Here is an 11,448-nt window from a genome sequence, read left to right on the forward strand (position 1 = left end):
GGGCGGCACGCGTCACAGGGGCTGGACGGTCAGGTGCCGGGCGGGGTGGCGGGGGCCGAGGAAGACGATGAGCCCGCCGCCGTCGGGGGTGGGGTGGGTGGCCTGGTGCCAGCCCAGGTGGCGGTAGAACGACAGGGCGCGCGCCGACCGTTGCGAGGTGAGCAGCCACGCCCGGCCCTCCGGGCAGTCCCGCGTGACGGCGTCGAGGAGGCGGGCGCCGAGACCGGTGCCCTGGGCCGCCGGACGCAGGGCCAGTTCGTCGATCTCCAGTGCGCCGCACAGCCACGCACGGGTGCGCTCGGAGCCCAGCGCGGCCGTGGCCTGCCCGTAGGAGCGGTCGGTGGGGAACGGCGCGGGTGTGGTCCACGCGGTGGCGAAGCCGGTCAGCCGCCCGTCCTCGGCGGCGACCGCCGCGACGAAACCCGGACGCCCGACGTTCGCGACCAGCCGCGCTGTGAAGGCGTCCGCCTCCGCCTCGCCCTCGTGCCAGGGCGGGGCGCCGAAGGCGTCCAGGTAGACCGAGCGCAGGGCCGTACCCAGGTCCAGCAGTTCCGTCCCCGCGCACACCCGGACGCTCATCGCCCCGCACCCGCCAGGGCCGTGCCGGGGTGCAGCGCCGCGTACTCCAGCGGCGCCGAGGGGTCGATCGAGACGTCCAGCGGCGTGGGCCGTGCCCCGGCCCGTACGAGGAGGTCGCCCACGGCGGCGATCATCGCGCCGTTGTCGGTGCACAGCCGCAGCGGCGGCACTCGCAGCTCGATGCCCGCCGCCCGGCACCGCTCCTCGGCGAGGGACCGGACCCGCGAGTTGGCGGCGACCCCGCCGACCACGACGAGGGTGTTCACACCGTGCTCGGCGCAGGCGGCGACCGCCTTGCGGGTCAGTACGTCCGCGATGGCCTCCTGGAGGGAAGCGGCACCATCGGCCACGGGCAAGTCCCGGCCCGCGTGGCTCTCCGCCCAGCGCGCGGCCGCGGTCTTGAGGCCGGAGAAGGAGAAGTCGTACGAGCCGGGCAGCGGGCGCGGGAAGGGGACGGCGCGCGGATCTCCGTCACGGGCGGCCCGGTCGACGGCCGGGCCGCCGGGGTACGGCAGTCCGAAGACACGGGCGACCTTGTCGAAGCATTCCCCGGCCGCGTCGTCGAGCGTGTCACCCAGATGGAGGATCGGATCGCGGGCCAGGTCGCGCACCAGGAGGAGCGAGGTGTGGCCGCCGGAGACGATCAGCACCATGCAGGGGTCGGGCAGCGGTCCGTGCTCCAGGGTGTCGGCGGCGACGTGACCGGCGAGGTGGTGCACCCCGTACAGCGGCACCCCGAGCGCGTACGCGATCCCCTTCGCGCCGGCCAGCCCCACCTGGAGCGCGCCGGACAGCCCGGGCCCCGTGGTGACGGCGACGGCGCCGATGTCACCGAGTTCCAGGCCGCCGTCGTCCAGTGCCTGCCGGACGACGGCGCGCAGGGAATGCAGGTGGGCGCGCGAGGCGATCTCGGGCACCACTCCGCCGTAGCGGGCGTGCTCGTCCATGCTCGACGCCACCGCATGCCCCAGCAGGCGTCCGTCGCGGACGAGTCCCGCACCGGTCTCGTCGCACGACGACTCGATCCCGAGCACGATCGGAGAGCCCACGCCCGCTCCCTTCTGCGTCACCTAAGCTATTGCAACCATTGTGCAATAAGAGCGGCGCAGACGGGAACGCGGCCCGGCGCTACCGGCGCTACTCCTCTTCGCAGGCGATCGCGTTGAGCGCGGCGGCCGCCATGGCGCTGCCGCCGCGCCTGCCGCGGACGATCAGGTGCTCCAGCCCCGCCGGATGCCCGGCCAGGGCGTCCTTCGACTCCGCCGCGCCCACGAAGCCGACGGGCACCCCGATGACGGCGGCGGGGCGGGGAGCGCCCTCCTCGATCATCTCCAGCAGCCGGAAGAGAGCGGTGGGCGCGTTGCCGACGGCGACGACCGCGCCCTCCAGCCGGTCGCGCCACAGCTCCAGCGCGGCGGCGCTGCGCGTGGTGCCGAGCTTCGCCGCCAGCTCCGGAACGGCCGGGTCCGAGAGGGTGCAGAGCACCTCGTTGTCGGCGGGCAGCCGCTTACGGGTCACCCCGCTGGCCACCATCCGCACGTCGCACAGGATCGGCGCACCCGCGCGCAGTGCCTCGCGGGCGCGGGCCACCACCTTGGGCGTGTACGACAGGTCCCGCACGAGGTCGGTCATCCCGCAGGCGTGGATCATGCGGACCGCGACCTGACCTACGTCGTCGGGCAGGCCCGCGAGGTCCGCCTCCGCGCGGATGGTGGCGAAGGACTGGCGGTAGATGGCCGCCCCGTCCTTCTCGTAGACGTGGGGACTCACCGTGCCGCCCTTCTCGCTGTTCTCGTCCGGCGGGTCGCCCGAGAGGTCGTCCTCCCGGCCGCGGACACGGCGGTGAGCATACAAGTCCGAGGACTGATGCCGGATCAGCGGGGCACCTTGTCGCTGATAGCGTGCAACTGCACATCACTCGCAATTATGTCGGAGGACGTTGGACATGGCGGTGTACACGCTCCCGGAGCTCCCGTACGACTACGCGGCGCTCGCGCCGGTGATCAGCCCCGAGATCATCGAGCTGCATCACGACAAGCACCACGCCGCGTACGTCAAGGGCGCGAACGACACGCTGGAGCAGCTGGCGGAGGCGCGGGACAAGGAGTCCTGGGGCTCGATCAACGGCCTGGAGAAGAACCTGGCGTTCCATCTGTCGGGCCACATCCTGCACTCGATCTACTGGCACAACATGACGGGCCAGGGTGGCGGCGAGCCGCTCGACAAGGACGGCGTCGGTGAGCTCGCGGACGCCCTCGCCGAGTCCTTCGGCTCGTTCCAGAACTTCAAGGCCCAGCTCACCAAGGCGTCCGCGACGACGCAGGGTTCCGGCTGGGGCGTCCTCGCCTACGAGCCGCTCAGCGGGCGCCTCATAGTCGAGCAGATCTACGACCACCAGGGCAACGTCGGCCAGGGCTCCACCCCGATCCTGGTCTTCGACGCCTGGGAGCACGCCTTCTACCTGCAGTACAAGAACCAGAAGGTGGACTTCATCGAGGCCATGTGGGAGGTCGTCAACTGGCAGGACGTGGCGAAGCGCTACGCCGCCGCCAAGGAGCGCGGCGACAGCCTGCTGCTCACTCCCTGACGGATCGGCACCCCTTGACGGCAGCGCTCGCACGACACGTGCGGGCGCTGCCGTCGTCTTCGACGCCCTGTCCGGTTCTTACTGTTAGCGTGCATTTGCATACTGTTCGCAATAACATCGGAGGGCGTCCCACATGGCGCTGTACACGCTTCCGGAACTGCCGTACGACTATGCGGCGCTCGCGCCGGTGATCAGCCCCGAGATCATCGAGCTGCATCACGACAAGCACCACGCGGCCTACGTCAAGGGCGCGAACACCGCGGTGGAGCAGCTCGCGGAGGCGCGGGACACGGACTCCTGGGGCTGCACCAACGGGCTGGAGAAGAACCTGGCGTTCAACCTCTCCGGCCACGTCCTGCACAGCATCTACTGGCAGAACATGACCGCCCCGCACGAGGGCGGCGGAGAGCCCCTCGCCCAGGACGGCCTGGGCGACCTCGCCGACGCCATCACCGAGTCCTTCGGCACCTTCGAGGGCTTCAAGACCCAGCTGACCAAGGCCGCGGGCACCACCCAGGGCTCGGGCTGGGGCGTCATGGCCTACGAGCCGCTCAGCGGCCGCCTGATCGTCGAGCAGATCTACGACCACCAGGGCAACGTCGGTCAGGGCTCCGTCCCGGTGCTCGTCTTCGACGCCTGGGAGCACGCCTTCTACCTGCAGTACAAGAACCAGAAGGTCGACTTCATCGAGGCCATGTGGCAGGTCGTCAACTGGCAGGACGTCGCCCGGCGGTACGCCGCCGCCAAGGAGCGTGGCGACGCCATGCTGCTGCCGCAGCACTGACGGGCGTCCAGAGCATTCCCGGCGTGCCCCGCCCGCTCCCGCACCCCCGCTGGTGAGAATCGGGGCATGCCCGCGCCCTCCCCGCCCGAGAAGACGCCCGACGGGCACTTCGTCGTCATCAACGGCCGACGGTGGCGGGCGACGGACCCGGACGTGCCCGAGGACACCGCCGCCCGCCTCCGGCGGCATCTCATGGCGGCCCGGCGTGCCGTGCGCGACGCGAAGGACGAGAAAGCCGAGCGTGCGGCGCGGGACCGGGTGCAGCGGGCCAAGGTCGCGCTGGGGGAGCGGGGGACACCCTGGTGGGAGGAGGCCGAAGAGCAGCGGCGTCGGCGTTGGGAGCAGGGGCTCGCTCAGCTCGACGCCGACTGCCCGGAGTGATCCGGCGCCCCCGACTCCGCGTGGGCGAAGAACTCCGCCAGCCGCTCGGGATTCTTGATGTAGACGTCGATCTCCTGCACCAGGCCGTCCTCGACACGGTGGACCTCGACCACGGTCAGCGGATACTCCTCGCCCGTGGAACGGGCCTTGAGCGAGCCGGTGAGCCTGCCGACGACCCCGGCCGGGCCCTCGAAGACGTCGGCGGCGTCGATGCTGAAGTCGGCGTGGGCCGTGATCCCGCCCAGGACGGACTCCGCGAACGCCTCGCGGCCCCGGTGCACACCGCCGTAGGGGAGCCGGTTCGGCTCGTCGACGATCACGTCGGGGGCCACCCTGGCCAGGACGCCCGGCACGTCACCCCCGCTCAGGGCGTCGTACAGCGCGCGCACGACATCCGCAGGGCTCTCGGTCCGGTCGCTCATCTCGTCACACCTTCCACTCGGGAACACCTACATCGTCTCCTGCCCAGCGGTTCGGTGCCCTCCACAGAGTTTCGACAATGTTGGTTCCTACGGTGCTGCCCTCCCGTCCCCGACCTGGAGGTCTCACCGCGATGAAACGACATCGGCTGCTCGGCGGCCTGGGGGCCGCGGCCCTCCTGCTCGCCGCCTGCAGCGCACCGGGAAGCACCGAGGCGCGCGGCGACACGGCCGACGCCCCGAAGAAGCCCAACATCGTCTTCGTGCTCACCGACGACCTGGCGACCAACCTCGTGCCGTACATGCCGAACGTGAAGCAGTTACAGAAGGACGGCACCTCGTTCACCGACTACTTCGTCACCGACTCCCTGTGCTGCCCGTCCCGTTCCTCGATCCTCACCGGCAAGTACCCGCACAACACCGGGGTGTTCACCAACAACGGTGACGACGGGGGATACGGCGCCTACAACCGCAACGGCAACGAGCGCGACTGCTACGGCCCGGCCCTGCAGAAGGCCGGCTACCGCACCGGCTTCATGGGCAAGTACCTCAACGGCTACCTCCCCGCCGACCAGCACGGCACCGGCAAGCCCTACGTCCCGCCGGGCTGGGACGAGTGGGACGTGGCGGGCAACGGCTACCCCGAGTTCGACTACAGCCTGAACGAGAACGGCAAGGTCGTGAAGTACGGCCACGACCCCGAGGACTACCTCACCGACGTGGTGTCGAAGAAGGCGACCTCCTTCATCGACTCCTCCGCGGCGGCCAATAAGCCGTTCGTGCTCGAACTGGCCACCTTCGCCCCGCACGGCCCCTCCACCCCCGCGCCCCGCGACGAGAAGGACTTCCCCGGCCTCAAGGCACCCCGCACCCCCGCCTACGACAAGCCCGCCGAGCCCACGCCCAAGTGGCAGAGCGGCCTCAAGCCCCTCTCCGCGGACGAACAGCGCTCCATCGACCAGAAGTTCGCCAAGCGGGCCCGCTCCGTGCAGGCCGTGGACGACATGATCGGGCGCGTCCGGGCCGAGCTGAAGGCCAAGGGGCTCGCCGACGACACGTACATCGTGTTCAGCTCCGACAACGGCTTCCACATGGGCGAGCACCGGCTGCGCCCCGGCAAGCAGACGGCGTACGACACCGACATCAGGGTGCCGCTCGTCGTCGCGGGGCCGGGCGTGGCCGCGGGCAAGGAGATCACCCAGCCGGCCGCGAACGTCGACCTCAGCCCCACCTTCCAGGACCTCGCCGGGGTGAAACCGAGCGGGACGGCCGACGGCGACAGCCTCGCTCCCCTGCTGCACGGCGAGCAGGTGACCGACTGGCGCCAGGCGGTGCTGATCGAACACCATCACCCCGCCTCCAAGAAGGACGACCCCGACGCAGCGGACGACAACAGCGGCAACCCGCCCTCCTACGAGGCCATCCGCACCCCGGACGCACTGTGGGTCGAGTACGCGGACGGCGAGCGCGAGTACTACGACACCAGGAACGACCCGGACCAGCTGCACAACCGGGCCTCCTCGCTGCCCAAGTCCCAACAGGACGCGCTGCACAAGACATTGACGGACCTTCAGAAATGCGAGGGCGCCGAGGCGTGCCGGAAGGCCGGACACGTCGAGCGGTGAAAAGGCGGTGCCGCCGAGGTGACTGGCGCACCCCTTCACGGGCATCAGGTCTGTGTTCCGGAAGACCTCACTCACCCGAACCCGAAGGGGAGCACATCATGCTGGCCATCATCTCGGCGGTCCTGTTCTTCATCGCCTTCCTGATCAACGCGGCGGACATCTCCACCAACGACACCTTCAGCTCGACCAACGTCATGCTGATCGGTCTCGCCCTGCTGGCGCTGCACGTCGCGGGCATCGGCGCGGGCTGGAGCGCCCGCGGCCGCAGACGCTGAAGCCCTCCGCGCCGGGCGGTCGAGCGGTGACTCGGCTGCCCGGCGCGGCCATGTCGAACTCACGTGCGTTCCTTACCCGGCGGCTGCATGACGGCCCCGGCAGCGGTTACCGGGAAGCCATGGTGCGTTTCGGGGCCGTGGGTCTCCTTCTGATCGGTGCCGCCGCCGCGGCCTCCGCCGCTGTTCACGTGTCCCCCTGGTGGTGGTTCGCCGCGGGCGTCCTCGGGGTCCTGGGCCTGCTGGGCGGCTACGACCTCCTCCAGCGCCGCCACACGGTGCTGCGGAACTACCCCGTCATCGGCCACGCCCGCTATCTCCTCGAAGCGATCCGCCCGGAACTCCAGCAGTACTTCGTCGAGCGCAACTTCGACGGCCGCCCCTACGACCGCGACACCCGGAACATCGTGTACGAGCGGGCCAAGGGCATCGACGCCGAGGAACCCTTCGGCAGCGAACGCGACATGTACCAGCAGGGCTACGAGTTCCTGGTCCCGTCGATGGCCCCCGTGGACACCCCGGACACGCCGCCCAGGGTCCGGATCGGCGGCCCCGACTGCGCCCAGCCCTACGACATGGCACTCCTGAACGTCTCCGCCATGAGCTTCGGCTCCCTCTCCGCCAACGCGGTCCTCGCCCTCAACACCGGTGCCGTGCGCGGCGGTTTCGCCCAGGACACCGGCGAGGGCGGCCTCTCCGAGTACCACCTGCGCCCCGGCGGCGACCTGGTGTGGGAGATCGGCACGGGGTACTTCGGCTGCCGTACCGAGGACGGCGGCTTCGACGCCGCGAAGTTCGCCGAGAAGGCGGCCCACCCCTCGGTCAAGTGCGTCTCGCTCAAGCTCTCCCAGGGCGCCAAGCCCGGCATCGGCGGTGTCCTGCCCGGCGGCAAGGTGAACGCCGAGATAGCCGAGGTGCGCGGGGTCCCGCAGGGGGAGACGGTGATCTCACCCCCGTACCACCGCGAGTTCCACACCCCGCGCGAACTGGTCGGGTTCCTGGCCAGGATGCGGGACCTCGCGGGCGGCAAACCGGTCGGGTTCAAGCTCTGTCCGGGCTCGCGCACCCAGTTCCTCGCCGTCTGCAAGGCGATGCTGGCCGAGGGGATCACCCCCGACTTCATCGTGGTCGACGGCGCCGAGGGCGGTACGGGCGCCGCGCCGCTGGAGTTCGCCGACCACCTCGGCATGCCCCTCACCGAAGGGCTGATCATGGTCCACAACGCCCTGACCGGCGCCGGACTGCGGGACCGTGTCCGGGTCGGCGCGAGCGGCAAGGTCGCCACCGGCGCGGACCTGGTCAAGCGGCTGCTCATGGGCGCCGACTACACCAACGCGGCCCGCAGCATGATGTTCGCCGTCGGCTGCATCCAGGCCCAGCGCTGCCACACCAACCGCTGCCCCACCGGCGTCACCACCCAGGACCCGCGCCGCGCCCGCGCCCTCGACGTCCCGGACAAGTCCGAGCGGGTCCGCCGCTACCAGGAGGCGACCGTCCGCAGCGCCCAGCAGATCATGGCCGCGATGGGCGTCACCGACCCGAAGGACCTGCGCCCGGAGATGCTGCGCCGCCGCGACACCCCCACCGGCGACTTCCGCTCCTACGCCGGGCTCCACGACTGGCTGGCCCCCGGCGAGCTGATCGAGCGGCCGCCCGCCGCCTGGGCCGCCGACTGGAAAGCAGCCGACCCGGACCGTTTCGCCGGCTGAACCGCAGGCACCCGTACCGGTACGGCGGCACACCGCGCGCCGTACGACACCAGCGGGCCTCAAGGGCCCGTGGAGAGGACGCACCCCATGGCCCGCACCGTCGCCCGTCTCGTCGTCGACACGCTGGAGGAACTCGGCGTACGCCAGGTGTTCGGCGTCGTCGGCGACGCGCTCAACCCGTTCACCGACGCCATCCGCGCCTCCGAGGCCGTGTCCTGGGTGGGCTGCCGCCACGAGGAGGCGGCGGCCTTCGCGGCCGGTGCCCAGTCCCAGCTGACCGACACGCTCGGGGTCTGCATGGGCACGGTCGGTCCCGGCGCGGTCCACCTGCTGAACGGCCTGTACGACGCCGCGAAGAGCGGCACGCCGGTCCTGGCCATCACGGGGCAGGTGCCGCAGGCGGAGATCGGCACCGACTACTTCCAGGAGGTCGACAACGACCTGCTCTTCAAGGACGTCGCCGTCTTCCGCGCCACCGTCACCTCGCCCGCGCAGCTGCCCGCGCTGCTGGAGGTCGCGGTGCGCACCGCCGTCGGTCGCCGTGGCGTCGCCGTGCTCACCGTGCCCGGGGACATCGGTGACCAGGAGCTGCCCGAGGACCGGCCGGTCCGGCTGTCGCTGACCGGTTCCGCCAACCGGCCGGACGACCCCGCGCTGGACGAGGCCGCCTCCGTGATCGACGACGGCGGCAAGGTCACCCTGCTCGTCGGCCGGGGAGCGCGCGGCTGCCGCGAGGAGGTCCTCACCCTGGCCGAGCGGCTGGCCGCGCCGATGGTGATCACCCTCAAGGCCAAGGAGGGCTTCGAGGGCGACAACCCCTACCAGGTCGGCCAGACCGGCCTCATCGGCAACCCGGCCGCCGCCCACGCGATGGACCACGCCGACACCCTGGTCCTGCTCGGCACCGACTTCCCGTACCGCGACTGGTATCCGGAGGGGAAGAAGGTGATCCAGATCGACCGGGTCGCCGAGCACATCGGGCGCCGGGTGCCGGTGGACGTCGGACTCGCGGCGGACGTCGGCCCGACCGTGCGGGGGCTGCTGGCGCGCGTCGGGCAGCGCACGGACCGGGGTCATCTGGACGCGGCGCGCGAGAAGTTCACCAAGTGGCAGGACGGACAGCGGGACCTCGCCTCGCCCGGTCACGACCGGGGGCTGCTGGGCAAGGTCCGCTCCAAGTTCGACAACCGCTCCCACCTCGTGCGGCCCGAGGCGCTGGCCGCCGCCGTGGACGCCGTCGCGGACGAGGACGCCATCTTCACCTCCGACACCGGCATGGCCACCGTGTGGCTGTCCCGGTTCGTGGAGATGCGCGGCGACCGCCGTCTGCTCGGCTCCTACAACCTGGGCTCGATGGCCAACGCCATGCCGCAGGCGATCGGCGCGCAGCTGCTCGACAAGGACCGGCAGGTCGTCGCCTTCTGCGGCGACGGCGGGCTGTCCATGCTGCTGGGCGACCTGATGACCATCCGCACCGAGCGGCTGCCGGTCAAGCTCGTCGTCTTCGACAACCAGCGCCTCGGCATGGTCAAGCTGGAGCAGGAGCAGGCGGGGCTGCCGGAGTTCGGCACGGTCCTCGACAACCCCGACTTCGCGGCCGTCGCCCAGGCCCTCGGCATCACCGGTATCCGGGTCACCCGGCCCGAGGAGCTGGCCGACGCGGTGAAGCGCGCGTTCGCCGAGCCGGGACCCGTGCTGCTGGACGTGCTCACCAACCCCGACGAGATCGCCGTACCCGGCAAGGCGACCGTCCAGCAGGGCTGGGGATTCGCCATCGCCAAGGTCCGGGAGAACCTGTCGAGTTCGAGCCGCTGAACAACCCCGTACGGCGGCGCCCGGTGGAGAACACCGGGCGCCGCCGCTTCATGCTCGGACCGGGGTTCCCGGCCGCGACGGGGACGCGTCGCCGTCAGCGCCCGAAGGCGAGGACGCTCCGCTCGTACTGGTTCAGGGCCTGGCCGAGGCCGAACCAGGTCGCGGGCCAGGTGGCGACGAATATGCCCCAGCGGTCGGCCCGCTCCAGGCCCTGGCCCTCCACCTTGCGCGAGGTGAACCAGGACGCGATGGACAGGCCGATGGCCGCACAGGCCACCGTGTTGGCGTGCTCGCTGCGCAGACCCTTGTCGTACAGGAACTTGATGATCATGACTCTCCCTCACGGGCTAGACGACACCTGCACCACGTTCCGGGGCGGCGGTGAGGGGCGCACCTGGTGTAGGGCAAAGGAGTGACGCCGGGCCGGGGGGAGGGGCATGGCGGGCGCGGGTCGGCCCCGCGGGGGAAGGAGGTTGCAGGGTTCCCCTGCGGCCCCCCGCGGGGCCGACGTACTCCCTGGTACCCCGGCAAGGGCGGCGATACGCCCGATCCCGGACATGACGAAACGGCCCGGCCGATTCCGGCCGGGCCACTTCGCCGCGCGGGGGCGCTCTACCAGCGGTACCAGCGACCCTTACGACCGCCGTTCCCGGCGGGCCGCACGATGAAGCCGAGCACCCACACGACGAGCACGATCACCGCGATCCACCACAGTGCCTTGAGCGCGAAGCCCGCACCGAAAAGAATCAGAGCCAGAAGAAGAACCAGAATCAGGGGAACCATTGTCATCAACCTCCTGGCCGCCGAATGCCCGCGTCTTCGTCGCACACACATCTGAATCACATCTGGTTCACGAGGTTCACGAGGTTTACGGAACGGATACGCGGTCATTCGCCATCTCGTCAGGCAACAGCGGCACAGCGAAAGGTGAGCGGCATGAGCGCCAGCGAGAAGGCCAAGGCCACGACCGAGCAGGCGAGCGGCAAGGTCAAGGAGGCCGCGGGCCGCGGGGTGGGCAACGAGAAGCTGACCGCCGAGGGCCGCGCCGAGCAGGCCACGGGCGACGCCCGCCAGGCCAAGGAGAAGCTGAAGGACGTCGCCAAGGACTGATCCGGCGGAGCGTTCCGGAGGAACGGCGTGCGGCGGAACCGGCACCTGTCGAGGTGCGAGGTTCGGCCGCACGCCGTTCTTTCATGCCACGCCCCCCATGCCGCGACATTTTGAAATCGTTGCCCATTCGTCACCGACGGCGGTGTGAAATCGTGACGCCAGTACAT

General features: G+C 70.9%; 14 protein-coding genes. 8 read left to right on the top strand and 6 right to left on the bottom strand.

Annotated features, from left to right (window positions below):
* Positions 1 to 12 precede the first annotated feature (12 nt).
* The 3 genes from ACIPPM_RS05735 to ACIPPM_RS05745 all read right to left on the bottom strand — a co-directional run bounded on the left by ACIPPM_RS05735 (position 13) and on the right by ACIPPM_RS05745 (position 2,349).
* Entirely contained in the window at positions 13 to 579 is a 567-nt protein-coding gene (locus tag ACIPPM_RS05735; RefSeq protein WP_401443405.1) for a GNAT family N-acetyltransferase, read from the bottom strand.
* The gene (tsaD, locus tag ACIPPM_RS05740; RefSeq protein ID WP_401443407.1) at positions 576 to 1,628 is read right to left on the bottom strand and encodes a tRNA (adenosine(37)-N6)-threonylcarbamoyltransferase complex transferase subunit TsaD; all 1,053 of its coding nucleotides are present in this window, start codon (positions 1,626 to 1,628) and stop codon (positions 576 to 578) included. The genes ACIPPM_RS05735 and tsaD overlap by 4 nt, the downstream gene beginning before the upstream one ends.
* An 88-nt stretch (positions 1,629 to 1,716) precedes the next feature.
* Entirely contained in the window at positions 1,717 to 2,349 is a 633-nt protein-coding gene (locus ACIPPM_RS05745) for a precorrin-8X methylmutase (protein WP_401444204.1), read from the bottom strand.
* A gap of 175 nt (positions 2,350 to 2,524) precedes the next feature.
* Between ACIPPM_RS05745 and ACIPPM_RS05750 the strand changes: the two genes are divergently transcribed.
* From ACIPPM_RS05750 to ACIPPM_RS05760, 3 genes are all read left to right on the top strand, one after another.
* Positions 2,525 to 3,166 (top strand): superoxide dismutase, encoded by a 642-nt coding sequence (locus ACIPPM_RS05750; RefSeq protein WP_401443410.1) that lies wholly within the window; start codon positions 2,525 to 2,527, stop codon positions 3,164 to 3,166.
* Positions 3,167 to 3,299: 133 nt separating this feature from the next.
* Positions 3,300 to 3,950, top strand: a complete 651-nt coding sequence (locus ACIPPM_RS05755) for a superoxide dismutase (protein ID WP_401443413.1) — start codon at positions 3,300 to 3,302, stop codon at positions 3,948 to 3,950.
* Positions 3,951 to 4,016: 66 nt separating this feature from the next.
* On the top strand, positions 4,017 to 4,331 hold the full coding sequence (locus ACIPPM_RS05760) for a hypothetical protein (RefSeq protein ID WP_401443415.1): 315 nt from the start codon (positions 4,017 to 4,019) through the stop codon (positions 4,329 to 4,331).
* On the opposite strand, the gene ACIPPM_RS05765 is transcribed toward ACIPPM_RS05760, so the two are convergent.
* The gene (locus ACIPPM_RS05765) at positions 4,304 to 4,753 is read right to left on the bottom strand and encodes a nuclear transport factor 2 family protein (protein WP_401443418.1); all 450 of its coding nucleotides are present in this window, start codon (positions 4,751 to 4,753) and stop codon (positions 4,304 to 4,306) included. The two genes, ACIPPM_RS05760 and ACIPPM_RS05765, sit on opposite strands and share 28 nt — an antisense overlap.
* A gap of 131 nt (positions 4,754 to 4,884) precedes the next feature.
* On the opposite strand from ACIPPM_RS05765, the gene ACIPPM_RS05770 reads away from it, so the two are divergent.
* From ACIPPM_RS05770 to ACIPPM_RS05785, 4 genes are all read left to right on the top strand, one after another.
* Positions 4,885 to 6,375 carry a sulfatase-like hydrolase/transferase gene (locus ACIPPM_RS05770; protein WP_401443420.1) on the top strand — a complete coding sequence of 497 codons (1,491 nt, stop codon included), beginning with the start codon at positions 4,885 to 4,887 and terminating at the stop codon, positions 6,373 to 6,375.
* A gap of 98 nt (positions 6,376 to 6,473) precedes the next feature.
* Positions 6,474 to 6,650 carry a hypothetical protein gene (locus tag ACIPPM_RS05775; protein ID WP_107059607.1) on the top strand — a complete coding sequence of 59 codons (177 nt, stop codon included), beginning with the start codon at positions 6,474 to 6,476 and terminating at the stop codon, positions 6,648 to 6,650.
* 119 nt (positions 6,651 to 6,769) lie between these two features.
* Complete coding sequence (locus tag ACIPPM_RS05780; protein ID WP_401443423.1) at positions 6,770 to 8,356, top strand: FMN-binding glutamate synthase family protein; 1,587 nt, start codon at positions 6,770 to 6,772, stop codon at positions 8,354 to 8,356.
* 87 nt (positions 8,357 to 8,443) lie between these two features.
* Positions 8,444 to 10,171, top strand: a complete 1,728-nt coding sequence (locus ACIPPM_RS05785) for a thiamine pyrophosphate-dependent enzyme (RefSeq protein ID WP_401443425.1) — start codon at positions 8,444 to 8,446, stop codon at positions 10,169 to 10,171.
* A 94-nt stretch (positions 10,172 to 10,265) separates the two neighbouring features.
* On the opposite strand, the gene ACIPPM_RS05790 is transcribed toward ACIPPM_RS05785, so the two are convergent.
* Together ACIPPM_RS05790 and ACIPPM_RS05795 are read right to left on the bottom strand one after the other, a co-directional pair.
* Complete coding sequence (locus tag ACIPPM_RS05790) at positions 10,266 to 10,502, bottom strand: hypothetical protein (protein WP_401443428.1); 237 nt, start codon at positions 10,500 to 10,502, stop codon at positions 10,266 to 10,268.
* A gap of 281 nt (positions 10,503 to 10,783) precedes the next feature.
* Positions 10,784 to 10,954: a hydrophobic protein gene (locus ACIPPM_RS05795; protein WP_401443431.1), complete on the bottom strand. Its 171-nt coding sequence runs from the start codon at positions 10,952 to 10,954 to the stop codon at positions 10,784 to 10,786.
* A gap of 153 nt (positions 10,955 to 11,107) precedes the next feature.
* Here ACIPPM_RS05795 and ACIPPM_RS05800 point away from each other — a divergent pair, with 153 nt between their 5' ends.
* Positions 11,108 to 11,281 (top strand): CsbD family protein, encoded by a 174-nt coding sequence (locus ACIPPM_RS05800; RefSeq protein ID WP_401443434.1) that lies wholly within the window; start codon positions 11,108 to 11,110, stop codon positions 11,279 to 11,281.
* The last annotated feature ends 167 nt before the right edge of the window (positions 11,282 to 11,448 follow it).

Source organism: Streptomyces sp. NPDC090119 (assembly GCF_044747085.1).
In the GTDB taxonomy this organism is placed as follows: Bacteria; Actinomycetota; Actinomycetes; order Streptomycetales; family Streptomycetaceae; genus Streptomyces.

What these genes read in the sequence shown, in the direction of transcription:
- ACIPPM_RS05735 (WP_401443405.1), bottom strand. Translation starts at nt 579, where the DNA reads ATGAGCGTCCGGGTGTGCGCGGGGACGGAACTGCTGGACCTGGGTACG.
- ACIPPM_RS05750 (WP_401443410.1), top strand. Translation starts at nt 2,525, where the DNA reads ATGGCGGTGTACACGCTCCCGGAGCTCCCGTACGACTACGCGGCGCTC.
- ACIPPM_RS05755 (WP_401443413.1), top strand. Translation starts at nt 3,300, where the DNA reads ATGGCGCTGTACACGCTTCCGGAACTGCCGTACGACTATGCGGCGCTC.
- ACIPPM_RS05760 (WP_401443415.1), top strand. Translation starts at nt 4,017, where the DNA reads ATGCCCGCGCCCTCCCCGCCCGAGAAGACGCCCGACGGGCACTTCGTC.
- ACIPPM_RS05765 (WP_401443418.1), bottom strand. Translation starts at nt 4,753, where the DNA reads ATGAGCGACCGGACCGAGAGCCCTGCGGATGTCGTGCGCGCGCTGTAC.
- ACIPPM_RS05770 (WP_401443420.1), top strand. Translation starts at nt 4,885, where the DNA reads ATGAAACGACATCGGCTGCTCGGCGGCCTGGGGGCCGCGGCCCTCCTG.
- ACIPPM_RS05775 (WP_107059607.1), top strand. Translation starts at nt 6,474, where the DNA reads ATGCTGGCCATCATCTCGGCGGTCCTGTTCTTCATCGCCTTCCTGATC.
- ACIPPM_RS05780 (WP_401443423.1), top strand. Translation starts at nt 6,770, where the DNA reads ATGGTGCGTTTCGGGGCCGTGGGTCTCCTTCTGATCGGTGCCGCCGCC.
- ACIPPM_RS05785 (WP_401443425.1), top strand. Translation starts at nt 8,444, where the DNA reads ATGGCCCGCACCGTCGCCCGTCTCGTCGTCGACACGCTGGAGGAACTC.
- ACIPPM_RS05790 (WP_401443428.1), bottom strand. Translation starts at nt 10,502, where the DNA reads ATGATCATCAAGTTCCTGTACGACAAGGGTCTGCGCAGCGAGCACGCC.
- ACIPPM_RS05795 (WP_401443431.1), bottom strand. Translation starts at nt 10,954, where the DNA reads ATGGTTCCCCTGATTCTGGTTCTTCTTCTGGCTCTGATTCTTTTCGGT.
- ACIPPM_RS05800 (WP_401443434.1), top strand. Translation starts at nt 11,108, where the DNA reads ATGAGCGCCAGCGAGAAGGCCAAGGCCACGACCGAGCAGGCGAGCGGC.